General features: G+C 72.9%; 22 protein-coding genes. 14 read left to right on the top strand and 8 right to left on the bottom strand.

What is annotated here, in order from left to right; all coding sequences use genetic code 11:
• Nucleotides 1-179: 179 nt before the first annotated feature.
• On the top strand, nt 180-1,151 hold the full coding sequence (locus AB0B85_RS11945; protein ID WP_357406294.1) for an aldo/keto reductase: 972 nt from the start codon (nt 180-182) through the stop codon (nt 1,149-1,151).
• Nucleotides 1,152-1,243: 92 nt separating this feature from the next.
• On the opposite strand, the gene AB0B85_RS11940 is transcribed toward AB0B85_RS11945, so the two are convergent.
• Genes AB0B85_RS11940 through AB0B85_RS11930 form a run of 3 tightly spaced genes read right to left on the bottom strand, consistent with a single transcriptional unit; the run spans nt 1,244 to nt 3,552 of the window.
• Nucleotides 1,244-2,152, bottom strand: a complete 909-nt coding sequence (locus tag AB0B85_RS11940) for a hypothetical protein (protein WP_357406292.1) — start codon at nt 2,150-2,152, stop codon at nt 1,244-1,246.
• Nucleotides 2,153-2,161: 9 nt separating this feature from the next.
• Nucleotides 2,162-3,223, bottom strand: coding sequence for a WXG100 family type VII secretion target (locus tag AB0B85_RS11935; protein ID WP_357406290.1), 1,062 nt, complete (start codon nt 3,221-3,223; stop codon nt 2,162-2,164).
• Nucleotides 3,220-3,552, bottom strand: coding sequence for a hypothetical protein (locus AB0B85_RS11930; protein WP_357406288.1), 333 nt, complete (start codon nt 3,550-3,552; stop codon nt 3,220-3,222). Before AB0B85_RS11930 ends, AB0B85_RS11935 begins: the two co-directional genes overlap by 4 nt.
• 93 nt (nt 3,553-3,645) lie before the next feature.
• Here AB0B85_RS11930 and AB0B85_RS11925 point away from each other — a divergent pair, with 93 nt between their 5' ends.
• The 3 genes from AB0B85_RS11925 (at nt 3,646) to AB0B85_RS11915 (ending at nt 5,169) form a co-directional block, all read left to right on the top strand.
• Nucleotides 3,646-4,065, top strand: coding sequence for a YbaB/EbfC family nucleoid-associated protein (locus tag AB0B85_RS11925; RefSeq protein WP_357406286.1), 420 nt, complete (start codon nt 3,646-3,648; stop codon nt 4,063-4,065).
• Nucleotides 4,062-4,862 carry an SseB family protein gene (locus AB0B85_RS11920; protein WP_357406284.1) on the top strand — a complete coding sequence of 267 codons (801 nt, stop codon included), beginning with the start codon at nt 4,062-4,064 and terminating at the stop codon, nt 4,860-4,862. The genes AB0B85_RS11925 and AB0B85_RS11920 overlap by 4 nt, the downstream gene beginning before the upstream one ends.
• 115 nt (nt 4,863-4,977) lie before the next feature.
• The gene (locus AB0B85_RS11915) at nt 4,978-5,169 is read left to right on the top strand and encodes a DUF5703 family protein (protein ID WP_013734349.1); all 192 of its coding nucleotides are present in this window, start codon (nt 4,978-4,980) and stop codon (nt 5,167-5,169) included.
• 46 nt (nt 5,170-5,215) lie between these two features.
• Here the strand turns inward: AB0B85_RS11915 and AB0B85_RS11910 are convergent, their stop codons facing one another.
• Nucleotides 5,216-5,878 carry a hypothetical protein gene (locus AB0B85_RS11910; RefSeq protein WP_357374921.1) on the bottom strand — a complete coding sequence of 221 codons (663 nt, stop codon included), beginning with the start codon at nt 5,876-5,878 and terminating at the stop codon, nt 5,216-5,218.
• Between the two features lie 57 nt (nt 5,879-5,935).
• A complete protein-coding gene (locus AB0B85_RS11905) occupies nt 5,936-7,264 on the bottom strand; it encodes a M20/M25/M40 family metallo-hydrolase (protein ID WP_357406282.1) in 1,329 nt (442 codons plus the stop codon).
• A 181-nt stretch (nt 7,265-7,445) separates the two neighbouring features.
• Here AB0B85_RS11905 and AB0B85_RS11900 point away from each other — a divergent pair, with 181 nt between their 5' ends.
• The 3 genes from AB0B85_RS11900 (at nt 7,446) to AB0B85_RS11890 (ending at nt 9,425) form a co-directional block, all read left to right on the top strand.
• The gene (locus AB0B85_RS11900) at nt 7,446-8,054 is read left to right on the top strand and encodes a hemerythrin domain-containing protein (RefSeq protein ID WP_357406280.1); all 609 of its coding nucleotides are present in this window, start codon (nt 7,446-7,448) and stop codon (nt 8,052-8,054) included.
• A gap of 86 nt (nt 8,055-8,140) precedes the next feature.
• Nucleotides 8,141-9,121 (top strand): LysR family transcriptional regulator, encoded by a 981-nt coding sequence (locus AB0B85_RS11895; RefSeq protein ID WP_357406278.1) that lies wholly within the window; start codon nt 8,141-8,143, stop codon nt 9,119-9,121.
• A 58-nt stretch (nt 9,122-9,179) separates the two neighbouring features.
• The gene (locus AB0B85_RS11890; protein ID WP_357406276.1) at nt 9,180-9,425 is read left to right on the top strand and encodes a hypothetical protein; all 246 of its coding nucleotides are present in this window, start codon (nt 9,180-9,182) and stop codon (nt 9,423-9,425) included.
• 54 nt (nt 9,426-9,479) lie between these two features.
• Here the strand turns inward: AB0B85_RS11890 and AB0B85_RS11885 are convergent, their stop codons facing one another.
• Genes AB0B85_RS11885 through AB0B85_RS11875 form a run of 3 tightly spaced genes read right to left on the bottom strand, consistent with a single transcriptional unit; the run spans nt 9,480 to nt 12,588 of the window.
• Complete coding sequence (locus tag AB0B85_RS11885; protein ID WP_357406274.1) at nt 9,480-9,830, bottom strand: DUF3140 domain-containing protein; 351 nt, start codon at nt 9,828-9,830, stop codon at nt 9,480-9,482.
• On the bottom strand, nt 9,830-10,033 hold the full coding sequence (locus AB0B85_RS11880; RefSeq protein ID WP_357406272.1) for a hypothetical protein: 204 nt from the start codon (nt 10,031-10,033) through the stop codon (nt 9,830-9,832). Before AB0B85_RS11880 ends, AB0B85_RS11885 begins: the two co-directional genes overlap by 1 nt.
• Nucleotides 10,030-12,588, bottom strand: coding sequence for an ATP-dependent Clp protease ATP-binding subunit (locus AB0B85_RS11875; RefSeq protein ID WP_357406270.1), 2,559 nt, complete (start codon nt 12,586-12,588; stop codon nt 10,030-10,032). Before AB0B85_RS11875 ends, AB0B85_RS11880 begins: the two co-directional genes overlap by 4 nt.
• Nucleotides 12,589-12,728: 140 nt before the next feature.
• On the opposite strand from AB0B85_RS11875, the gene AB0B85_RS11870 reads away from it, so the two are divergent.
• The 7 genes from AB0B85_RS11870 (at nt 12,729) to AB0B85_RS11840 (ending at nt 21,156) form a co-directional block, all read left to right on the top strand.
• Nucleotides 12,729-13,109: a hypothetical protein gene (locus AB0B85_RS11870; RefSeq protein ID WP_357406268.1), complete on the top strand. Its 381-nt coding sequence runs from the start codon at nt 12,729-12,731 to the stop codon at nt 13,107-13,109.
• Between the two features lie 152 nt (nt 13,110-13,261).
• Complete coding sequence (locus tag AB0B85_RS11865) at nt 13,262-13,522, top strand: hypothetical protein (protein ID WP_030504016.1); 261 nt, start codon at nt 13,262-13,264, stop codon at nt 13,520-13,522.
• Between the two features lie 5 nt (nt 13,523-13,527).
• Entirely contained in the window at nt 13,528-14,610 is a 1,083-nt protein-coding gene (locus AB0B85_RS11860; RefSeq protein ID WP_357406266.1) for a hypothetical protein, read from the top strand.
• Nucleotides 14,603-17,278 carry an FtsK/SpoIIIE domain-containing protein gene (locus AB0B85_RS11855; RefSeq protein ID WP_357406264.1) on the top strand — a complete coding sequence of 892 codons (2,676 nt, stop codon included), beginning with the start codon at nt 14,603-14,605 and terminating at the stop codon, nt 17,276-17,278. The genes AB0B85_RS11860 and AB0B85_RS11855 overlap by 8 nt, the downstream gene beginning before the upstream one ends.
• A complete protein-coding gene (locus AB0B85_RS11850) occupies nt 17,275-17,937 on the top strand; it encodes a hypothetical protein (protein ID WP_357406262.1) in 663 nt (220 codons plus the stop codon). Before AB0B85_RS11855 ends, AB0B85_RS11850 begins: the two co-directional genes overlap by 4 nt.
• Before the next feature lie 45 nt (nt 17,938-17,982).
• Nucleotides 17,983-20,601, top strand: a complete 2,619-nt coding sequence (locus AB0B85_RS11845) for a CHAT domain-containing protein (protein ID WP_357406260.1) — start codon at nt 17,983-17,985, stop codon at nt 20,599-20,601.
• Between the two features lie 39 nt (nt 20,602-20,640).
• Nucleotides 20,641-21,156 (top strand): trypco2 family protein, encoded by a 516-nt coding sequence (locus AB0B85_RS11840; RefSeq protein WP_357406258.1) that lies wholly within the window; start codon nt 20,641-20,643, stop codon nt 21,154-21,156.
• Nucleotides 21,157-21,192: the final 36 nt, after the last annotated feature.

The raw sequence follows: 21,192 nt of genomic DNA, 5'->3' as shown, positions 1-21,192 counted from the left end.
CCCCCATCCGTGGCACAGGTCGCACCAGGTTACGCAATGCCGAAAACGGACTCGATCACCGGCTCGACACCTTCGCTCCCCCCTCCGTCGGGGCAGCCCAGGCCGACGGAACCGGCAGAACCGGCAGAGATACGGGAGCGAGGATATCCGTGGCGGCAGGTTCGAAATAAGGTTCACCCATGCAACAGCGACCGCTCGGCCGAAGCGGGCTGGCGGTTTCCCGGCTCGCGCTCGGCACCATGACCTGGGGCCGGGACACCGACGCCGACGACGCGGCCGCCCAGCTGAAGAGTTATCTGGACGCGGGCGGCAACCTGATCGACACCGCCGACGTGTACGGCGACGGCGACGCCGAGTCGGTGATCGGCTCACTGCTGGGCACCCTGGTGCCCCGCGACGACCTGCTGATCGCCACGAAGGCGGGGTTGCGCCCGGGCAGTGGCCGACGGCGCGACGGCTCCCGGGGGCACCTGTTGCGCACGCTGGACGCCTCGCTGCGCCGGCTGGGCACCGACCACGTCGACCTGTTCCAGGTGCACGGGTACGACCCGGACACCCCGCTGGAGGAGACGCTTGCCGCACTTGACCACGCGGTGGCCAGCGGCAAGGTCCGCTACGTCGGGGTGTCGAACTTCTCCGGCTGGCAGACCGCACGGGCCGCCGCCTGGCAGACCGCCTGGCCGGGGCGGGCGCCGGTGGTCGCCAGCCAGGTGGAGTACTCCCTGCTGGAGCGGGGCGTGGAGCGGGAGGTGCTGCCCGCGTGCGACGCGCTCGGCCTCGGCCTGCTGCCGTGGTCACCGCTGGGTCGGGGGGTGCTCACCGGCAAGTACCGGCACGGCCGCCCGGCAGACTCCCGAGCCGCGTCGCCGCACTTCGAGCGGTTCGTCTCGACGTACCTGGAGCCGCGCTGCTCGAGCATCGTGGAGGCGGTGGCCACCGCGGCCGGCGGGCTGGGGGTCTCGCCGCTGGAGGTGGCGTTGGCCTGGGTCCGGGACCGACCGGGGGTGACCGCCCCGATCCTCGGCGCGCGGACCGTCGGGCAGCTGCTCGGCGCGCTCTCCGTGGAACGGATCACACTGCCCGAGGAAATCACCACGGCGCTCGACGACGTCTCGGCGGTGCCGGTGGGCTACCCCGAGCGCGACGGGTGACCAGCCCGCCCGGTCGGGGCCGACCCGCCGCCCGGGTCAGGACGTCGGGCGGCGGCTCCCAGGGTGCGGCGTCACGGCGTCGGGCAGCCGCGTCACGGCGTCGGGCGGTTGCCGGGCAGGTCCTGGATCGCGGTCAGGAAACGTGACTGGTCGTCGCGGAGCGCGGGCTGGGTGAGCCGGATCCAGGAACCGTCGTCGAAGAAGACGGTGGAGGCGAGCTGCACGAGCCCGCTCGCGCCGCGCTCCGAGTCGACCCGGGCCACCCGGCTGCGCGGCACACTCCAGAGCACCCGCGGTTGCCGCCGGTCCGGCCGGTCGGGGTCGGGCCGCACCCCCATCCGCAGCAGGTGCAGATGGGTGTCGGTCACCGCCAGCGGCGTACCCGTGTAGCGCTCCAGGAAGAGCAGGAGGCTGCCGGCGAGGGTGGCGAGGTCACCGCTGAAGACGTACCGACGGCGGTAGGCGATCTCGGCCAACTGGTTGGCCAACGGGCGGTACAGGCTGAGCCGGAACAGCGCCCGGAACGCCTCCTGCTCCTCGGTGAGCGGGATCGGCACCCGCTCGGCGGGTTGGTGCGGCGGATCCGGCTGCGGCTCGGCAGTCTCCGGCAGCCCGGCCGCGACGGCAGCCGCCCGGCCCGGCAGCAGCAGCACGCCTGCGGCCAGCCGCACCGGCGTCAGCACCGCGTCCACCCAGACCACCGGGTTGACGATGTTGAGCAGCCCGAACAGCAGCTTCGGATCGAGCTGGTCGACGAATTGGTCGGCCATCACCTCGGCGAGCTGCCGGCCCGCTTTGTGCGTGTCCGGAGCGCGGACCGGCGCGAGGCCCACGTAGCGCAGCTGCTGGCCGGGCAGCAGCGGCGCCACCAGGGCACGTTCGGGTTCGTCGCTGGTGCGGAACTCGTCACGCAACTCCCGGGCCTTGTCCCGGGCGACCCGCGCGCCGCCGAGCACCGCGTCGGTGAACCGACCCAGCCGGCCCCGCTCCCCTGCCGTCACGTGTTCCTCCTACCGGCCCGCCGGCTGACCCGCCGGCGGCTGCCCGAAGACATTCTGGTCGATCCAGTCGGCGCCCCCCTGCACCGCCTGGTCGACCCGGTCGCCGATCTGCTCGCTGCCCGGCACGGAGAGGCCACTGGTCAGTGCGACAGTCCCCCAGGTGACGCCGTGCAGCACCGAGTTCGGCACGTTCCACGGCAGGTTGGTCGCCCAGTCCCGGGCGATCACCCGGGCGCCGTCGGCGACACCGTGCGCCCGCAGCGCGGCGGCCCGGTCGAGGGCACCCATGTCGAACGGGGAACCGGACTTGCCCAGCTTGTAGGTGCCCTTGGTGGGGTCGAGGAACTTGTGGTGCCACTTGTCGAGCTTGCCGGCGGCGCGGCGCTTGTCGGCGTACTTCTTGCCGGTGCGCAGCGCCTTCTGCATGTCGACCAGCTTGTCCAGGTGCGCCCGCAGCTTGCGCAGGTACAGCAGGACCCGCTGGAGCAGGCGGATGACCTTCTGCAGGTGCACAGCGAGCGGCCGGATGACCTTCAACATCCGGGTGACCACGATCAGGCCCCTGGTGACGGCCACGCCCACCCCGGCGGCCCAGGACGCGCCCATCGTGACCGGCGCCATCAGCAACGCCGTCACCAACGTCACCAGGAGAAAGTTGACGAACTCCACGCAGATGTCGACGAGCACGTCGTGCACGGTCTGCAGGCCGTCGGCGACACTGCGCAGGTACTCCGCCGTCGCGGCGAACTGTTCGGCGACGTCGAGCAGTTGCTGCTCCACGTCGGCCAACCGCTGGCCGTACGCCACGCCGGACGGTGAGCGCCACCCGGTCTGCGCGGACTCCCGCGTCCCGCGGTGTGTTTGCGCCAGCTCACGCACATGCCCGGCCAGCGCGTCCCACTCGGCGGCCTTGGCGCGCAGCACGGCGGGCTCGCCGTCGACCAGGTCGACGAGTTGGATCAGCGGCCAGGCCAGGGTCCGACAGACGCTGTCCACAGCGTCCTGCACACCGGAGAGCGCGTTGTCGAGGCCGTTCCACAGTTGGACTGCACTGCCTGCCGGGCCGCTCACCCGGGCAGCCCCGACTGGATGGCCTTGAACCCGGCGTCGAGATCCCGCTCGTTGACCTCGTACGCCTCGCCCGTGTCGCCCAGCGCCGTGGCGACCCGCTCGAACGCGGCGTTCGCGGCGGCGAACAGCTCCTTACCGCCGGTGACCTGCTCGGCGTACTTGTCGCGCAACATGTCGCTGGCGAACGGCAGGTGCCCGAAGGCGTCCGACGGCACGTCGCCGGCCGAGGTGATCTGCGCCTCCAGCGCGGCGAGCGAGCCGGCGACCCGCTTGGCGACTGTCTCCAGTCGACGGACCGCCTGCACGTCGACCTCAATGTCCGGCGGCATGCCGTTCCTCCCCCCAGGTGTCGAGCGCACCGACGATACGATCTCCGGGCCGCCGGCACCACCCGGTCGCACGTTCCACTGGGGAGGAACCTCATGACGGACCCGTCGTCCGCGTTCGACGCGCTCGCCGGGCGGATCGCCGACATCGAGCGCCGGTTCGCGGGCCTCCGCGACGACCTGGCCGAGCTCTCCGGCACCGCTGCTGACGAGAGCGGGCTGGTCTCGGCGACAGTCGACGCCACCGGGGCGCTGACCGGCCTCACCCTCGCGCCCGCAGCCCTGCGCGCGGGCACGGAGGGGGTGGCCGAGCTGGTGCTCGACGCGTACCGGCGGGCTCGTGAGGTCGCCTCCGCGCACGTCGAGGAGCACACCGAGGGGTTGGACGTCACGCTCGGCGCGGGGCTCGGCGACCTGTTCGGCACACCTGGCGATTTCTCGGCGTTCGGCCGGCTGGAGGAGACAGTCGCCCGGCTCGGGCGGATGGACGACCGCCTGCCCGGCCCACCGGCGTGACGTCGCCGACCTGGCCGGAGATCGTCACCCGGCTACGGGACACGGTGGCCCGCTGCGACCGGGACACCGACCTGGAGCTGTCCGCCGGTCCGCGCGGGATCCGGCTGCTGGTGCGCCGTGAGGTGGTGCGGGTGATCTGCCCCGGCCACGACGAGGCACGCCTGGCCGCGCTCGGCTGGCACCGCCCGAGGGGCGACGAGGGCTGGTGGCACGAGGCACCCCGCACCCCCGAGCAGGTGGAGCGGCTCAGTGCGTTCGTGACCCGTACCGCCGCCGAGGTGTTGACCGACGAGCCCGGGGCGCTCTCCTGCCGCGTGTTGCCCCCCGCAGCCCGGCCGGGGTCGGCGAGCCGGCCGGCTGCCGCCCGGTCGACGCCCGCCGAGCAGGTGCCCGCCGAGCAGGTACCGGCCGAGCAGATGCCCGCCGAGCCGGCGGTGGTGGCGGTGCTCGCCGCGGCGGCCGAACGGCGTGACCTGCCCGGCTACCTCGGAGTGCTGGCCGGCGCCACGGTGTGCGTACCGCTGGCTGCGCAACCGGCGGCGGACGCCGACTTCCCGTGGACGGTGGTTGGCGACGCGACAGGCGAGCCACTGCTGCCGGTCTTCACCTCACCCCGGACGCTCAGCGCGTTCGCCGGGGACGGCGTGCCGTTCCTCGCGCTGCCCTGCGCCGAACTGTTCGAGGACTGGCCGGACCGGTCGTGGGGGCTGGCGGTCGACCCGGGCAGCGCCCGGGCGGTCACGCTGCCCGCGTCGGGGCTCGCCGCTCTGTTGACGGCGAACGTCCCCGCCAGCTGACCCGCTGCCCAGCCCAGACGATGCGTCGCAGGGTGGCACGAACCGCCCAGGTCAGCGTCGTTGGTCACTCCGAAGGGGGTGGCGAATGGCCGCTGGGCTGGGCAGCATGGATGGCATGGACTACGAATACGCGCCGCTGCGGTTGCCGCCGAACGTCGACCGGCTGACCGCCGCGGCGCAGTTGGCGATCCAGGCGGAGTTCTCCGGATGGGAGTTGGCCCGGGTGCGGCTGTACCGCGACGGGACCCGGCAGGTGGTGCTGCGTCGCCGGCGGGTCAACCAGCCGCAGCCGGGCCTGTCGTACTGAACGGGCCGTGACGCCCGGGGCCCGTGCGGGCCCCGGGCCGTCTCACCTAGTGCTGGTGCCCGGCGTGGTCGTGGTCGTCGTCGAGCTCCAGGAAGGGATGCTCGTCGAGCCGGCCGACCAGCCGGTCGTCGACCGCCGGCTGGAACGGGCCGACCGCGTCGTCGTCGTCGAACGACTCCAGGTCGACAGGGGTGCCCACCTCGCTGACCATCACCACCCCGTCGAGGGGCTCCAACTCGGGGACGTCGAGCGCGCCGAGCGAGCCGTCGCCGCTCTGCAGCAACTCGAGCACCGCCTCGCCGACACCCTCCACCGGCGCCGGCTCGTCGTCCTCCGGGGTGCCCTCGCGGCGGGCCGCCTCGGCCACCCGCAGCAGCGCGGCGACGCTCGGCACCCGGTAGTCGCGACGCTGCCGCACCGAGATCACCCGCGGGTGCGGGTCGCTGGCCTCGGAGCCCTCCGGGCCGCCGAAGCGCTCGTCGGCCTCGTCCGGGTCGATCGAGTCGACATCCCACGGCGTCACCTCACCGAAGGCGTCGAGCAACCGCTCGTCGTAGGCGAAGGAGGCGTTGTTCAACGCCACGTACGCCTGCCAGACGTCGTCGTCGTCGACGCGGCCCTGCGCGGCGCGTACGGCGGCCAGGTGGTGGCGGGCCGCTTCGATCACCCGCTCGAGAGCGGCGTCCAGCTCACCGTGCTGGTCGGTCATGTGGGGCAGTCCCTTCACGTTGGGGAGGTCGCGCGCCGAATGCAGCGTCGGGCGCGGCTAGCAGGTGCGGAGGAACCGGTCGAGAACCCGCACGCCGAACTGTAGTCCGTCGACCGGAACGCGCTCGTCGATGCCGTGGAACAGGGCGGAGAAGTTGAGGTCGGCGGGCAGCCGCAGCGGGGCGAACCCGAAGCAGCGGATGCCGAGCTGGGAGAACGCCTTGGCGTCGGTGCCGCCGGAGAGCATGTACGGGACCGGTCGCGCGCCCGGGTCCTCGGCGCGCAACGCCGCCGACATGGCCTCGACCAGGTCGCCGTCGAAGGTGGTCTCCAGGGCCGGCTGCCGCTGGATGTACTCGATGGCGATGTCCGGGCCGATCAGCTCACGCAGCTGCCGCTCCAGCAGCTCGGACTGGCCGGGCAGGCTGCGGCAGTCGATGGTGGCGGTGGCCCGGCCGGGGATGACGTTGTCCTTGTAGCCGGCGCCGAGCCGGGTCGGGTTCGCGGTGTTGCGGATGGTCGCGCCGATGATGTTGGCGATCGGGCCGAGCTTGGCGATGGCCGTCTCCGGGTCCTCCGGGTCCAGTTCGACGCCGAGCAGGTCGGAGACCTCCTCCAGGAAGGCCCGCACGGTGTCGGTGACCACCACCGGGAAGCGGTGCCGGCCGATCCGGGCGACCGCCTCGGCCAGGGCGGTGACGGCGTTGTCGTCGTGCACCATCGAACCGTGCCCGGGGCGCCCCTTGGCGTGCAGCCGCAGCCAGTCGATGCCCTTCTCGGCGGTCTCGATCAGGTAGAGCCGCTGGCTGTCGTTCACCGAGTAGGAGAAACCACCCACCTCACCGATCGCCTCGGTGCAGCCGTCGAAGAGGTCCCGGTGGTCGTCCACCAGGAACCGCGCCCCGTAGTCGCTGCCCGCCTCCTCGTCGGCGGTGTACGCGAGCACGATGTCCCGCGGCGGCCGTACGCCGGTGCGCTGCCAGTGCCGCACCACGGCGAGCACCATCGCGTCGAAGTCCTTCATGTCGATAGCGCCGCGGCCCCAGAGGTAGCCGTCGCGCAGCTCGCCGGAGAACGGGTGCACCGACCACTCGTCGGCGTCGGCGGGCACCACGTCCAGGTGGCCGTGCACAAGTAGCGCGCCCCGGCTCGGGTCGGTGCCGGGGATGCGGGCCACCACGTTCGCCCGGCCCGGCGCGGACTCGTGCAGGACGGACTCGACGCCCACCTCGGCGAGCTTCTCCGCCACGTACTCGGCGGCGAGGCGCTCGCCGACGCTCGTGTCGTTGTCCCCGGTGTTCGTGGTGTCGATGCGCAGCAGGTCGCGGCAGAGGTCCACGACCTCTGCGTTGGGGTCGGGTCGGGCGGAGGCCGCATCGCTCGTCATCGCCTCTTCATACCAGTCGACGCTGGCCGACCGGCCGGCGCACCGGTGCGGACGGGCCGCCGTACCGGTGTCCCCGGGCCGATGCATCGACGGGACCGGTTTCGCCGCGGCCGGGTTCGGGTACCGCCGCCCACGACCGCATCCCTGCCGGAGCTTTCGCCCGCCAGTCGAGGAGGGCACCATGTCCGCCGTTCCCCTGCCGCCGCTGCCGCCCGCGCCCGCACCCGAGGAGGGCTACCGGCCCGGTGGCCGCAACATCGCCGACGTCGTCGACCGGGAGCACCGTCAACTGTTGGCGCTGCTGGACCAGCTGACCGGCCCGGACACCACGCCGCAGGAGGGGCTGCCGGTGCTCACCGCCGCGCTGTCGCGGCACCTGTCCGCCGAGGAGCAGTACCTGCTGCCGGCGGTCCGCGCCGCGTTGCCCGACGCGACCGAGCGGGTGGACGCCGAGATCGCCGCCGACGGCGGCCTGTTGAACGCCCTGAAGGGTCTGACCGACGAGGCGCTCACCGACGTCGCCGAGCGGGTTCGTCAGCACGTCGACGGGGTGGGCGCGCTCGTCACCGAGCTGCGGGCGGTCGCGACCGAGGAGGAGCTGATCCGACTGGGCAACCGGTTGGAGATCGCCGAGGAGGCGGCACCGACCCGACCGCACCCGGGCACTCCGGCCACGCCGCCGTGGAACCGGATCGTCGAGCCGGCGGTCGGGGTGGTGGACAAGATGCTCGACGCGGTGACCCGCCGGCCCACGTACCTGGCGGACCTGCCGGAGTCACCGCGGGACTGAGCGCGGCGGCGATTCCGAGATGCATTCATTATCACCGATCCGCTCAGGCTATTCCGCCGACTGACCGGTAGTCCTACCGTCACGGTATGAACCTGGAGCTGCGTCACCTGCGGGTGGTCTGCGCGATCGCGGAGACGGGGAGTGTGACGAAGGCGGCGTCGGCGCTCGGCCTGGCCCAGCCGGCGCTCACCGCCCAACTCCAGCGCATCGAACGGACCCTGGGCGGCCCGCTGTTCGACAGGGACCGGCGCGGCGCCCGGCCCACCGCGCTCGGTGAGCTGGTGCTGGCGCGGGCCCGGGTGCTGCTGCCGGCGATGAAGGGGTTGCAGGACGAGGCGGCCCGGCTGGCCGGGGCCGGCGACGCGCCGCCGTGCTACCGGTTCGGGGGCGTGAACAGCCCCATCCTGGGCCGGATGGTGCACCGCCTGGCGGCCGAGCAGCCGCCCGCCCAGATCACCACGTTGGCCTCCTGGTCGGTGGACGAGTTGGCGCAGTTGGTGGCGGGCGGCCGACTGGACTTCGCCCTCACCGGGGTGTGCGGCGACGCCAGCCCGTCGGCGGGGTTCGGCTTGAGCTGGCAGGAGGTGGCCATAGACCCGGTGCTGGTGCTGCTGCCGGAGACGCACCCGCTCGCGGCGCACGACGAGGTGCGCCTGGCCGACCTGCGCCACGAACAGTGGGTGGCCGCCCCGGGTGACGGCTGCTTCAGCGACTGTTTCGCCACCGCCTGCGCCCGCGCCGGTTTCACCCCCCGGAAGGTGTACGAGACCGACATCCGCGGCTGCGTCGACCTGGTCGACGCCGGGGTGGCGGTGGCGCTGTGCCAGGCCACGTTCCGTCCGGTGGCCGGGCTGGTGACCCGCCGCCTCGCCGGCATACCGCTGCGCTGGCGGCTCCTGCTCGGCTGGCACCCGGACTCCCCCGCCGCCCGGGAGGCCGACCGGATGTTGGAGACGGCGAAGGCGGCGTACGTCGACTCGTTGGCCCCGCATCCCGAGTACCTGGACTGGCTGCTGCGCCATCCGGCGTTCGGCGTCCGGCAACCCAGCGGGGTCCGGCCGGGCTGAGCGGGAGGTAACCGGCCCGTGGCGGTGCGAACCGCCGTTGGCCGGGTATCTGGCGGACATGACCGACCTCTACCCGCCCGCCGACGACCGGGAACTGCTCCGCGCGGCGGCCGCCGCGCACACCGCCGCCACCCGTGCGGTGGAGGCGTTCCTGCGCCGCCTGCCGCAGGTGCCCGACCCGGCCGCCGTCACCGAGTACGCCAACCTGCTCACCCGGGAGGACCAGACCCGCGCCGACCGCGACGCCGCCGCCGACGCGGCGGGGCTGACCATCGCCAGCCTGGAACCGGACCAGGGCCAGTAGACCAGCGCGACGGTGCCGTTCCCGGTGGGACGGCACCGTCGCGCGTGGCGTCGGTCAGCGTTCGACGAGCGGGTCGTGACCCAGGTCGAGCAGGGAGTGCCGCCAGTCGTCGTCGGCGTTGCCGCGCGACGGCTTGGCGTCCATCAGCTCGCGGATCCGCTCGACCGCCTCCCGCATCACCTCGATGTCCTCCGGGGTGAGGTCGACCTTGCGCTTGTTGAGCACCTTGAGGATCTCCCGGCCCGGCTGGGGCAGGTCGAGGTTCGGGTTCGGGCTGAACGAGTCCTCCCCGGAACCCCGGGTCAACAACCACGTCCGCAGCTGCTCCGACGGAACGTTGACCTCGGCGTGGAAGTCCTCCCAGAGCACTTCCACCTCGGGGTCGAGCCGCGCTTCGCGTACCATCAGGTCTCCTCTCCGGGCGGTTTCCCGGACGTCTCCGGGTCGTCCTGGTCGGTCTTGGGATGCAGGCCCTCCGCGGGCACCCGGGTACGGCGGGGGTTCGCGGTGGGCGACGCCAGGATCGGGTCGGGATGGTCGTCCTCGTCCCGGGGTTTCGTGGGCTCGGGCGGGTCCTCGTGTTCGTCTCGTCGTGCCGGCCCGCTCATCGTGGGTGGGTGGTCGTGGCGGCGGTGTACCCGCGCTCCCCCGCGCTCACCTCGAAGGTGAGCGCGCCGTCGCGGACGTCCACGGTGACCTTCTGCCCTGGTGAGATCGCCGACTCCAGCAGCATCCGGGACAGGTGGTTGTCCACCTCCCGCTGGATCACCCGGCGCAGCGGGCGGGCACCGAACTCCGGCTGGTAGCCGTGCTCGGCGAGCCAGTCGATGCCGGCGGTGGTGAACTCCACCTGGAGATCCTGGGCGTGCATGCGACGCCGGGTCTCCTCCAGCAGCAGCGCGGTGATGTCGCGCAACTGCTCGGCCTCCAGCCGGCGGAAGATGATGACCTCGTCGATGCGGTTGAGGAACTCGGGGCGGAAGTTCTCCTGCAGGCGGCGCATCAGCCGCTCCCGCAACTCGTTGCTCTCCTGCTCGCTGCCGACGTCCCCGGTGCCGAAGCCGACCGAACGCTGGGCGCCGGTGATCAGCTCCGAGCCGAGGTTGCTGGTCATGATCAGGACGGTGTTCTTGAAGTTGACGGTGCGCCCCTGGCTGTCGGTCAGCCGACCGTCGTCGAGCACCTGGAGCAGGATGTTGAACACGTCGGGGTGGGCCTTCTCGATCTCGTCGAGCAGCACCACCGCGTACGGGCGGCGACGCACCGCCTCGGTGAGCTGGCCGGCTTCCTCGTAGCCGACGTATCCGGGTGGGGCGCCGACCAGCCGGCTGACCGTGTGCCGTTCCTGGAACTCGCTCATGTCCACCCGGACCATCCGGTCCGCCTCACCGAACAGCGCCTCGGCCAGGGCACGGGCCAGCTCGGTCTTGCCGACGCCGGTCGGCCCGAGGAACAGGAAGCTGCCCATCGGCCGTTCCGGGTCGGCCAACCCGGCCCGGGAGCGACGGACGGCCTCGGCGACAGCGGTCACCGCGTCGTCCTGGCCGACCACCTTCTGGTGCAGGTGCCCCTCCAGGCGCAACAGCCGGTCCCGCTCCTCCTCGGTCAGCTGGCTGACCGGGATGCCGGTGGCCCGGGAGACCACCTCGGCGATCTCCTGCGGACCCACCTCCGGCACCTGCGAGGAGGACATTCCGTCCTCGCCGTTGGCCTGGCGGATCTGCTGTTCCAGCTCGGCGATCCGGTCGCGCAGGGCGGAGGCGCGCTCGTACTGCTCGTCGGTGACTGCCTGTTCCTTGTCCCGGCGTACCTCGTCGAGTTCCTGCTCCAACTCCCGCACGTCGGACGCGGGGGTACGGGTGCGCAACCGCACCCGGGCGCCGGCCTGGTCGATCAGGTCGATCGCCTTGTCGGGCAGGAACCGGTCGGTGACGTACCTGTCGGACAGCTCGGCGGCGGCGACGAGCGCCTCGTCGGTGAACCGCACCTGGTGGTGGGCCTCGTACCTGTCGCGCAGCCCGCGCAGGATCGCGATGGTGTCGTCGACGCCGGGTTCGGGCACCAGCACCGGTTGGAAGCGCCGGGCCAGCGCGGCGTCCTTCTCGATGCTCTTGCGGTACTCGTCGAGCGTGGTCGCGCCGATCACCCGCAACTCGCCACGGGCGAGGGCGGGTTTGAGCATGTTGGACGCGTCCATCCCGCCCTCGCTGCCGGCACCGCCCGCCCCGACCAGGGTGTGGATCTCGTCCATGAAGATGATCAGCTCGTCCCGGTGTGCCCGGATCTCGTCGATCACCTTCTTCAGCCGCTCCTCGAAGTCGCCCCGGTACCGGGTGCCGGCGACCAGGCCGGCCAGGTCGAGTTGGACGACCCGCTTGCCGAGCAGGGTCTGCGGGACGTCGCCGTCGCAGATCCGTTCGGCCAGGCCCTCGACGATGGCGGTCTTGCCGACACCGGCCTCGCCGATCAGCACCGGGTTGTTCTTGGTCCGCCGGGACAGGATCTCCACGGCCTGCTCGATCTCGTCGGCCCGTCCGATCACCGGGTCGATCTGGTCGTTGCGGGCCAGATCGGTGAGGTCCTGCCCGTACTGGTCCAGGGTCGGCGTGCCGCGATCGGGCTTCGGGCCGTTCATCGGCCCGCGCTCCGCGTTGGCGGCCTGCAACGACTCGGGTTGGATCCGGCCGGCGGCAAGCATCCGCCCGGCCGGCGACTCCGGGTTGAGCGGCAGCGCCATCAGGATGTGCTCGGGGCCGATGTAGTTGGCACCCATCGCCCGGGACAGCTGGTGGGCGTCGAGCAGCGCCCGCTTGGCGGCCGGGGTCAACGACAGGTTGGGCGGCACCTCGCCGCGCGGCGCGCCGTCGCCCTTGCCGCCGAGGGCGTTGAGCAGGGTGTCCGGGTCGGCCCCGGCGCGGCGTACCAGGTCACGCAGCGGTTCGCGTTGCAGCGCCGCCCAGAGCAGGTGGTCGGTGTCCAGGTCGTTGCTGTGGCGTTGCGCGGCCCGCCGGGCCGCGTCGGCAAGCATCTCCCGGGCGTCCGCGGTCATCAGTCGGGTGATGTCGACCCGGTGCGGCGGTCGGCGCCCTCCCTCGCCCCGACCGAAGTATCTGGCCAGGAATTCGTCCCACGGGTCGGAGCCGGTGTCACCGGGTCCCATCATGTCTTACCTCCGCAGTCGGGCGCGGCACGGTCGGCAGGGGCTACCCGGCGCGCGCCCCGACAAACGCCGTGGACGGCGGCGTAGCGGCGTTCCGGCAGTGGCGTCGGGTCGAGGCCGGCCGTTGGTGGCAGGCTGGTCGGATGGATGAGACACCGCTGCTGATCGTGGACGGCGCCAACGTGGTGGGCTCCCGCCCGAACGGGTGGTGGCGTGACCGCGCCGGGGCGGCGGCCCGCCTGCGCGACTCCCTCGCCCCGGTGGCGACCGGCGGGCTGCCGGCCCGGCTGCCCGCCCCGGTGGAGGTGGTGCTGGTGGTCGAGGGGGCCGCGCGGGACGTACCCGGGACCGACGGTGTGCGGGTGGTCGCGGCCCCCGGCTCCGGTGACGACAGCGTTGTCGACCTGGTCGCGGGTGCCCCGCTGCGGCGTCGGTTGGTGGTGACCGCGGACCGGGAGCTGCGCGAGCGGGTCACCGCCCTGGGCGCGGAGGTGTACGGGCCCCGCTGGCTCCGGGATAGCTGAGAAGTTCTCGCACTGGGAGTCCCACAGAACGGACTCCCGGCACTTCCGGGGTCCTACCGGACAGGCGGGCAGGAACACCGACAGGGCGGATGTTCTTTCGCGGTGGCCGATAGGCTCTAATGGAGATCTCCCCGCCCCCAGGAGGTTCCGCCGTGGCGAGCGTCGCCGAGCTGAAGGCTGCCATCGATGTCGCCCTCCAACAGATCGGAGACGGCCAGACAGCCGTGCAGGCGGCCGGCGAGAAACTGGCCGAGGCCCAGCAGACCCTGGCCGGTGCGCTGGAGGGCAGCGGGCACGAGACGGTGGAGGCGGCCCAGGCGTCGCTGACACAGGCCAGCCAGGAGCTGGAGGAGTGTCTCGCCGCGACACTTGTCGCGGTCGAGCAGGCGCAGCTCTACGTCGCGACCCTGTAGCCGCCATGTCCATCATCGAGGACGTCGGTGGGCAGGTCCGCGCCGCCAGCGAGGAGTTCCCGCTGGCCCTGCTCGGGCAGGCCCTGGACAAGTTCGGCCTGGCCGCGGAGCGACTGCGCTGGGTCCGCCAGGAGTCGGCGAACCCGATGGGAGTGCCGGAGTTGTCCGCCGCTACCGAGCATGCCGAGAGCGCCGGCTACGCGTTGCGGGTGGCACAGGAGCAACTCTCGGCGTACCTGGCGGCGATCGGGCTGGGCGCGGACGGCGGCCCGGCGCCCCGCCCCGAGCAACGCGCTCCCCGACACGACACGCCGCCGTCCGCAGGGCCCACCGCTGTCGCGCCGGAGCCGGCCGAGCAGGTCCGCATGAGCCGCTGGTGGTCGGTGCGGGTGGCCGAGCTGACCGGCGGACGCGAGAGCACCGACGACGAACCCGACGAGCGGGTGGACGACTCCCAGGAGTTGCTGCGCCGGGTGGTGGGTGGTGTCCGCTCCGGCGACCGGGACCGGCTCCGCAAGGATCTGCGCCGGGCCCCGGCCGACGTGGGGCTGGGTATGGCGGCGCTGGCGCCGCCCCTGCTGCGCGAGCTTGCCGGTGAGCTGCTCGGGCATCCGCCGCGCGCCGCCGACCTCCCTCGACTGCGCGGGGAGCTGGACGGGCGGGTCCGCGACCTGCTGCCCGGGCTGCCGCCGCCGGTGCTGGAGACACTGCTGACCCGGGTGTGCCGGATGCCGCCGCCGCGCGCCACCGGCGAGCCACCGCACGCCGCCGACTCCGCGGTGACCGCCGGTGTGGCGACCGGGTTGCTGCTCGCCCGCCTCGGCCGGGACCTGCCCGCCGGCACGGCCCGACCAGGCGGCACGGGCCAGTCGGGCGGCACGAGCCAGTCGGGCGGCACGGGCCAGTCGGGCGGCACGGGCCAGTCGGGCCGCACGGGCCCGTCGGGCGGCACGGGCCAGTTGGGTGTGCGCCCCGCTGGTGCGGTCCGACGGCCGGCGGATACGGGTGGACAGCGCTCCGGCGGGCTGCCGGCACGCTCGGGCAGCCCGTGGCGGGACGCCCCGACTCGCCGGGGCTCCGATGGCTGACCGGCGTGGTCAACTGGCCCGGCGGATCCGGGACACCCTGGCCGAGGCGTTGGGCGCCACCCGTACCCAGCTGTCCGCCGCCCAGGCGGAGCTGACCTCCGGGCGGGAACGGCTGGCCCGGGTCCAGCGGGCGGCGGCCGCCGTACCGGAGCGGGTGGGCGCCCAGCGGGACCGACGCATCGCCGAGATCGACGCCCGCTACTCCACCCGGATCGCCGAGCTGGCCCGCAGGGCTGCCGAGGCGGCCCGGCAGGAGGCGCCCGGCTGCGCGGGGGCCGACTGGGCCCGGTGGACGCCGACACCGACCCGGCGGGCGGAACCGCCCGGCGCGCTGCGGGTCGGCACCGTCCGGATCGACGGCGTCGACCCGGTGCCGGCGCTGGTGCCGCTCCTGGACGCCGGCCACGTCCACCTCTCCGGAGACGATCGGGCCGGCTGCGACGCGGTGGTGTCGGCGTTGCTGCTGCGGGCCGCCGGCCGCGCCGAACCGGGGGCGGTACGGCTTGTCGGGTACGACCCGGAACAGCTTGGTGGCGGCCTGGCCGGGTTCGCGCCGCTGGGCACGGCGGGGCTGCTCACCTTCGTCGGCCCCGGCGGGCTTGGCGCACTGCTCGACGACCTGGTGGAGCAGATCCGCCGGATCAACGAGACGGTGCTCGCCGGCGAGTACGCCTCGCTGCGCGAGCTGGCCGCGGCGACCGGCCGACGACCCGAACCGTGGCGGGTGGCGGTGCTGCTCGGCGGCGACGAGCTGAACCGGCACGAGCGCGGCCAACTGGACCGGGTGGTACGCGCCGGCGCGGCCTGCGGGGTGCACCTGGTGGTGCACGGTGTGCCGGTGCCGGAGGACCCGACGGTGACCCGGGTGGTGGCCGAGGCCTCGGGTGCCCGGGTCGGCGGGTCGGCCGGGCTGCCGGTGCGGTTGGATCCGCCGCCGCCGCCGACGCTTGTCACCGATACCTGCCGGGAGATCGCCGCCCAGGTGAACGCGGGCCCGCCGCCGACGCCGTTCGCGGACCTGCTGCCCCCGCCCGAGCTGATGTGGCGGGAGGACTCCGCCGACGGGTTGACCGCACCTATCGGTGAGGGACCGCAGGGCCGCCCGGTTCGGCTGACGTTGGGCGACTACCCGCCGCACGCGCTGATCGGTGGGCCGTCCGGCACCGGCAAGACCAACCTGATCTTCGCGTGGATCGGCGCTCTGGCCGCCCGCTACTCCCCCGCCGAGTTGGAGTTCTACCTGCTGGACTTCAAGGAGGGGGTGTCGTTCGCGCGGTTCGCGCAGGGCCGGCGTGACCCGAGTTGGTTGCCGCACATGCGTCTGGTCGGCATCAACGTGAACACCGACCGGGAGTTCGGCCTGGCGCTGTTGCGGTTCCTCGCCGAGGAGCTGCGCCGGCGGGCCGACGCGGCCAAGAAGCACGAGGTCACCAAGCTGGCCGAGCTGCGGGCGGTCGACCCGACCGGGCACTGGCCCCGGATCGTCGCCGTGGTCGACGAGTTCCAGATGCTGCTGGCCGGTCGCGACGTGGTCGCCCGGGAGGCCGCCGACCTGCTGGAGGACCTGGCCCGGCGCGGCCGGTCGCAGGGCATCCACCTGGTGCTCGCCTCGCAGGACGTGCGCGGCATCGAGGCGCTGTGGGGTCGCCCGGCGCTCGTCGCCCAGTTCACCCTGCGTATCGCGCTACCCAAGGCGCTGCGGATCCTCGCCGAACGCAACGACGCGGCGCAGTCGCTGCCTCGCTGGCACGCGGTGGTCAACGCCGAGTCGGGCATGGTGGAGGGCAACGAGGTCGCCCGCATCCCGTCGGCAAGCGACTGGGAGACGTGGAGCGGGTTGCAGCACCGGCTGTGGCGGATGCGGCCGCCCGACGCGGCACCGGCCCGACTCTTCGACGGCGACGCGATCCCCCGGCTGGCGGACGCCCCGGACTTCCGGGCGCTCACCGCGCCCGCGGACGGGAGCGTGCCGCGCAGCCCGGTGGCCCTGCTCGGCGAGATCATCGACGTGCAGTCCCGCTCGGCGGCGCTGCGACTGCCCCGCGCCCCGGGGCGCAACCTCGCGGTGCTGGGCACCCGGGTGGACGAGGCGTGCGCGGTGCTGGACGCGGCGGCCCGGTCACTGGCCCGCCAGCACCCGCCCGGCACCGCCCGGTTCTCCATCGCCTGCCTCGACGCGGACGCCGACCCGATGGCCCGGGCCCTCTACGACGACCTGGCCGACGACGCCGCCTGGTACGACGAGGAGACGGTGGGCGAGCTGATGGCCGAGACAGCCGACGGGTTGACCGGCCCGGGTACCCCGCACTACCTGCTGCTGTTCGCTGTCGACGCGGCGGCCGGCGCGCTCGCCGCCCGGGTGGGTCGAAGCACCGGCCTGGAGCAGCTGCGCCGGATCCTGCACGACGGGCCGGAACGACGGACGCACGTGCTGGCCTGGTGGCGGGGAGTGGCCCGGATGCGCGCCGACCTCGGCGGGCCCGCTGCCCGCACCGACCAGATCGGCGCCTGGGTGGCGCTTGACGCGCACGGCGGGGAGCTGGGTTCCTCGCTCTACCCGGGCACCGGCGGCCCGGACTGGTATCCCCGCCCCTGGCGAGGGCTCTTCTTCGACCGGGCTGTCCACCGCACCGGACAGGTGATCATCCCTTATGGACCGTCGCGATGAACGAACCAGTGGCCAGTGAGACGTACGCGGCGCAGTTGCGGCGGCTGGCCGAGCTGACCGCGCGGGTGGGTGAGCAGCGCGCCGAGGCACACAGCTGGTACGAGCGGCAGTGCGCCGCTGCCGAACGGGCCGTCGCCGACGCCACCGAGCAGGTCCAGGACGCCGAGGTGGCCCTCGTCGAGGCGCGCGAGCAGCAGGAACGGGTCGACGCCGAGGTGGCGCACCTGTGGCAGCAGGTACGCGCCCGCCTGGGCGCCCGTCGTCTCGGCGGCCCGCCCGCCCCGGCGAGCGGCGACGGGGCCACCGACGCGGTGCTGCTGCTCACCCGGGCCCGGGACCTGCTCGACCGGGCCGGGCAGCCGGGTGAGCTGCCGGGTTCGGTCAACCCGCTGCTGGCGCTCTGCGGGGTGGCCGGCGCGATGCTCGCGTACGCCCTGGGGGCCGGGGCGCGGGCGTTGGGCGTCGGGTACGGCGGCGACCTGGCGGTGGGCATGCCGGTGCTGGCGCTGGTGGTGACCCTGTTCGGGCCGTTCGTCGGGCTGGTGCCGGCGCGGGTGCTGGCCGACCGTCGGCACGCGGTGCTCGGCCCCCGGCCGATCACCGTGGTGCTCGGCGCGGGCCTGCTGACCACCGCGCTGCTGCTGACCCTCGGCCGCTGACCGGTCAGTCCGCAAGGGGTTGTCGAAAAGCTGACCCTCGGCCCGATGATCGATTCTGGGATCTTCGATATCGTGGGTGGGATGGTGAGCTTCTCGCTGAGTTACCACACCGACAGTGAGAGCCACCCGGCGCGTCTGCTCGTCGACGCACTGAGCGCCCGCGTCGGTGAGGACCACATCCTGCGCGGCGATCCGAGCCTGGTGGAGTCGTCGGCTGATCTTCGGCGTCGGCTGTCGGCCTCGGCGGCGCTCGTCGTCGTGATCGGGCCGCAGTTTCTCAGCGTTCTCCGGGATCCGTCGGCGGGCCTCCATGAGGTCGTCACCCGCGAGATCGAGACGGCGTACGAGCTGAAGGTCCGGATTGTCGCAGTGCTGGTGGAGAATGCCGAGCTACCGGCCGGCATGGAGAGGTCCCGGGCGCTGCGGGCACTGCGATCGTTGTGGACAGACCAGAGGCGGCTCAACCGACGCTTCGGCCCGCGATGGGTGAGCGATTCGGTCGACAGGCTCGTGGACGAACTCGCCACCGGCCCGCTCGGCCGAGTCGGGCCGGTGATCCCCCTGGTGCTCAGCGAGGAGCCGGTGCGCGTCGGCATGCCGCCGCGCGCACACCCGGGGGCGGCGGTGGTCTACCTGACTCGTCACGGTGACCTGGAGGTCGCCGAGGACGACCCACCAACCGGATCGCCGAAGATCGACGCCCGGTATTCCATCCGATACGAGGTGGACGCCGGCGGCCAGCAGGCCTCACTCGGCCTCCGACTGCCCACGTTGGACGAGGACTACTTCGAGGCGTCGTTCGCCGTCGACTTCCGGGTGACCGGCGCGGCCGAGGTCGTCCGGCATTCGGTCCGGGATGCCGCCGCCCGGCTCCGCTGCTTCCTGCTGGACATCTGCCGGCCGATCAGCCTCCAGTTCACCGTCGAGCAGGGCGCCGAGGCCGAGGAGGCAATCGATAGGCGGCTTGCTCGGCACCCGCTCGTCACCACCGGTGTGACGCTCTCCCGCCGCTACGTCTTCCTAAGCCACCCATCGACCCATGAAAGGTATCGCCAGCCTGCTCCGCCGCGGGTCACGGCCGAGCCGCCCATGGACTGGCCGACGCCGGTCGCGGGCTGGCCGACGCCGGCCACGCAGGGCCGGCCCGAAACTCCGAGCTGGGCCGGTCCTGCACAAAGCAGGGCGACTGTCGAGCCTGAACCGACGACGACTCCCACCCCGGACAGCACCGCAGAGCCGGATCGGCAACTGGAGGTCCGGGCGCCCGCTCGCGTCCCGGTGGGGCGGGACCTGAGCGTCGAGGTCCGGCTCGTCACCGTGGGACGGCCCGTCCATCCCGACGCCTTTATTGCTCCGATGCCGAATCTCATCGTCGCCGACGCCGGCACGCCGGTGACGGTGACCATTCACGCGCCAGCCGGCCTGCGCCCCGAGGGTCCGCTCCAGCAGACCGTGCTGGTCACGCCCGACGACGATCCGGATCCGATCCGGTTCGGCTTCGGCGCGCGTACCCCCGGTCTGCATCGTGTCGACGTGACCGCCTGGGCCGGTGGCACCTTCCTCGGCGAGGTGTCGGTGGAGGTCTTCGTCGCGGACGGTGGGCCGTTCCACCCCGGCCAGCCGAAGGCGGCGCCGATGGGTGCCCCGTCGGCCCGGCCCCGCGAGGTGACCATGGAGGTACGGTTCGACCGCGGTCGGTACACCTTCCAGTTGCGCTCCGACGCGGCCCTGTTCGCCCCGGTCGTCGAGCGGGTCACCACCACGCCGGACCAGACGGTGGAGCACACCATCCGGAAGTTGCAGCTGATGGCCGGAGGCGGCTCCCGCCACGGCGCGACGATGGCTCGCGAAGTCCTCCGGGCAGCGGGCATTCAGCTGTGGTCGGAGCTGGTGCCGGCCGCCGTGCGGGAACAGTTCTGGCAGGTCGGCGCTGACATGAGTGCCTTCACGATAGCCACCGACCACGACGTGGTCCCGTGGGAGTTGCTCTATCCGCTCGGTGCCGAGCACGATGACGGTTTCCTCGTCGAGCAGGTCCCGGTGGTGCGACGCACCTACGGGCAGCACCGCGCCGCAAGGGTCGGCCTGCGCAATCCGCGCTTCGTGCTGCCGGCGGAGTCGCCGACCGGCGCACACGAGGAGGTCGCCACCATCCGCGCGATCCTCGACGCGGCACACAGCGAACCCATCACCAGGTCGACCGAGTTGCTCACCCTGATCAGGTCCAGGGCGTCGGGCGCGCTCCACTTCGCCTGCCACAACACGTTCTCGTCGACCGGCTCCTTCATTGCCCTGGACGACGGACGATTTGAGCCGTCCCTGCTCAACGAGGCATGCCTGCAGAGACTGCTACAGGAGACCGCGCCGCTGGTGTTCATCAACGCGTGCCGCAGCGCGGGCGTCGCCCCGACGTACACCAGGATGCTCGGCTGGGCGCAGCAGTTCATGTCGTCCGGGGCGGGCGCTTTCGTCGGTACGCTCTGGGCGGTGCGCTCGGACAGTTCGGCGCGCTTCGCCACCGCGTTCTACCGGTCCCTGGCCGAAGGCGTCACGCTCGGCGAGGCGGCCCTCGCCGCCCGGGTCGAGCAGCGGGGCGACCCGCTGGACCCGACCTGGCTGGCCTACACCGTGTACGGCGACCCGTTCGCCACCGCGGCCTTGTGAACGATCGGCAGTTCAACTAGTGCGCAAGGGTGGTGCGACATGAACGTGGACGACTACAGCGTGCCCGTCGGGGAACTGGTGGCCGCGGTGAAGTATGCCGTGGAGCAGGCCGGCATCTCGACTACCGACGAGGGTCGGGACCTGCGGGTCGCCTCCGTTCAGCTGATCCTGAGCGCGGTCGTCACCACGAAGGGCGGTGCCGGCGTGGACTTCCGGGTCCCGGTGATCGGCTGGAAGGTCAAGGTGGGCGGCAGCCGATCCCACCAGAAGACCCACACGATCGACATCACCCTCGTCGCCGAGGATCTCCAGGATCGGCACGAGCTGCGGCACAGCGCGGTCGCGGCGACCCTGGTGGACGCGATCACCACGATCCGGGCGGTCGTCGCCGCCGGCAGCGGCGGCGACGACCCGCTCGTGTTACAGGCCGGCACTGTGGAACTCGTCTTCGGCGTCACCGAGCAGGGCACGATCTCGCTCGGCGCGGAGGGCGAGCTGACCGACGAGATCACCAACACGCTCCGGATCGAGCTGGTCGCGGCTGCCGCCAAATAGCGCGGACCGGGACAAGAACGGCCGCCGGCCAGGCCC

This window comes from Micromonospora sp. NPDC049044 (assembly GCF_040649215.1).
In the GTDB taxonomy this organism is placed as follows: Bacteria; Actinomycetota; Actinomycetes; order Mycobacteriales; family Micromonosporaceae; genus Micromonospora.
The sequence above is the reverse complement of the archived record's forward strand: the minus strand, read 5'-3'. Positions and strand labels throughout refer to the sequence as shown.

Coding starts and splice junctions, on each gene's coding strand:
- AB0B85_RS11945 (WP_357406294.1), top strand. CDS start 180: ATGCAACAGCGACCGCTCGGCCGAAGCGGGCTGGCGGTTTCCCGGCTC.
- AB0B85_RS11930 (WP_357406288.1), bottom strand. CDS start 3,552: ATGCCGCCGGACATTGAGGTCGACGTGCAGGCGGTCCGTCGACTGGAG.
- AB0B85_RS11925 (WP_357406286.1), top strand. CDS start 3,646: ATGACGGACCCGTCGTCCGCGTTCGACGCGCTCGCCGGGCGGATCGCC.
- AB0B85_RS11915 (WP_013734349.1), top strand. CDS start 4,978: ATGGACTACGAATACGCGCCGCTGCGGTTGCCGCCGAACGTCGACCGG.
- AB0B85_RS11910 (WP_357374921.1), bottom strand. CDS start 5,878: ATGACCGACCAGCACGGTGAGCTGGACGCCGCTCTCGAGCGGGTGATC.
- AB0B85_RS11905 (WP_357406282.1), bottom strand. CDS start 7,264: ATGACGAGCGATGCGGCCTCCGCCCGACCCGACCCCAACGCAGAGGTC.
- AB0B85_RS11900 (WP_357406280.1), top strand. CDS start 7,446: ATGTCCGCCGTTCCCCTGCCGCCGCTGCCGCCCGCGCCCGCACCCGAG.
- AB0B85_RS11895 (WP_357406278.1), top strand. CDS start 8,141: ATGAACCTGGAGCTGCGTCACCTGCGGGTGGTCTGCGCGATCGCGGAG.
- AB0B85_RS11890 (WP_357406276.1), top strand. CDS start 9,180: ATGACCGACCTCTACCCGCCCGCCGACGACCGGGAACTGCTCCGCGCG.
- AB0B85_RS11885 (WP_357406274.1), bottom strand. CDS start 9,830: ATGGTACGCGAAGCGCGGCTCGACCCCGAGGTGGAAGTGCTCTGGGAG.
- AB0B85_RS11880 (WP_357406272.1), bottom strand. CDS start 10,033: ATGAGCGGGCCGGCACGACGAGACGAACACGAGGACCCGCCCGAGCCC.
- AB0B85_RS11875 (WP_357406270.1), bottom strand. CDS start 12,588: ATGATGGGACCCGGTGACACCGGCTCCGACCCGTGGGACGAATTCCTG.
- AB0B85_RS11870 (WP_357406268.1), top strand. CDS start 12,729: ATGGATGAGACACCGCTGCTGATCGTGGACGGCGCCAACGTGGTGGGC.
- AB0B85_RS11860 (WP_357406266.1), top strand. CDS start 13,528: ATGTCCATCATCGAGGACGTCGGTGGGCAGGTCCGCGCCGCCAGCGAG.
- AB0B85_RS11855 (WP_357406264.1), top strand. CDS start 14,603: ATGGCTGACCGGCGTGGTCAACTGGCCCGGCGGATCCGGGACACCCTG.
- AB0B85_RS11850 (WP_357406262.1), top strand. CDS start 17,275: ATGAACGAACCAGTGGCCAGTGAGACGTACGCGGCGCAGTTGCGGCGG.
- AB0B85_RS11845 (WP_357406260.1), top strand. CDS start 17,983: ATGATCGATTCTGGGATCTTCGATATCGTGGGTGGGATGGTGAGCTTC.
- AB0B85_RS11840 (WP_357406258.1), top strand. CDS start 20,641: ATGAACGTGGACGACTACAGCGTGCCCGTCGGGGAACTGGTGGCCGCG.